Source organism: Kitasatospora sp. NPDC024654 (assembly GCF_055559155.1).
Genome location: NZ_JBVHLF010000026.1, coordinates 98,236 through 99,066, shown reverse-complemented (window position 1 = coordinate 99,066; position 831 = coordinate 98,236). Strand labels below are relative to the sequence as shown.

1 pseudogene is annotated in these 831 nt (G+C 71.4%); it reads left to right on the top strand.

What is annotated here, in order from left to right:
* Positions 1-188: 188 nt before the first annotated feature.
* Positions 189-831: pseudogene (locus tag ACZ38L_RS17930) on the top strand (DEAD/DEAH box helicase); the annotation flags it as partial.

Below are 831 nucleotides of genomic sequence, written 5' to 3'. Positions count from 1 at the left end.
AACCCCTCCCACCTCCGATGTCGCTCCAGGGGGCACTCGGGGGAAAAGGGGACCACCCCCAACAACTCCCCAAACCCCCCCCCCCCCCCACCCCCCCTGCCCCCGCGGCCTTTTTGTTTTCCGAGGTTTCGCAGGATTCGTCGGCCCGCTCCGCCTCCCAGGCGCGAGGGTGGGACCGATGCAAGACAATGGAGATAGGTGTGTGGCCAGGCGGCCGGCACCTGGCCGCACCGGGCGCTGTCGCTGCCCGGACCAGCGGCGCAGTTGATGTAGCAGAAGGAGTCACCGCGATGTCGAATCCGCCCCAGGACCGTCCCGAGCGCCGCTCGGGCGATGGCCGAGGCTATGAGCCCCGCTCTCGGGGCGGTTGGTCGAACGACCGCGGCCCGCGTCGCGACGATCGTGGTGACGGTGGTTACCGGCGCGACGACCGGGACCGCGACCGTGATCGCGGTGGTGACCGCGGTGGGTACCGCCGTGACGACCGCCCGTCGGGCGGTTTCCGTCGCGATGACCGGCCGTCGGGCGACCGTGGTGGGTTCCGTCGTGAGGAGCGTCCCTACGGTGACCGTCCCTCCGGTGACCGCGGCGGTTTCCGCCGTGACGACCGGCCGTCGGGTGACCGTGGTGGCTTCCGCCGCGAGGAGCGCCCGTCGGGTGACCGTGGTGGCTTCCGCCGCGAGGAGCGCCCGTCGGGTGACCGTGGTGGGTTCCGTCGTGAGGAGCGTCCCTACGGTGACCGTGGTGGGTTCCGTCGTGAGGAGCGTCCCTCCGGTGACCGTGGTGGGTTCCGTCGTGAGGAGCGTCCCTACGGTGACCGTGGTGGGTTCC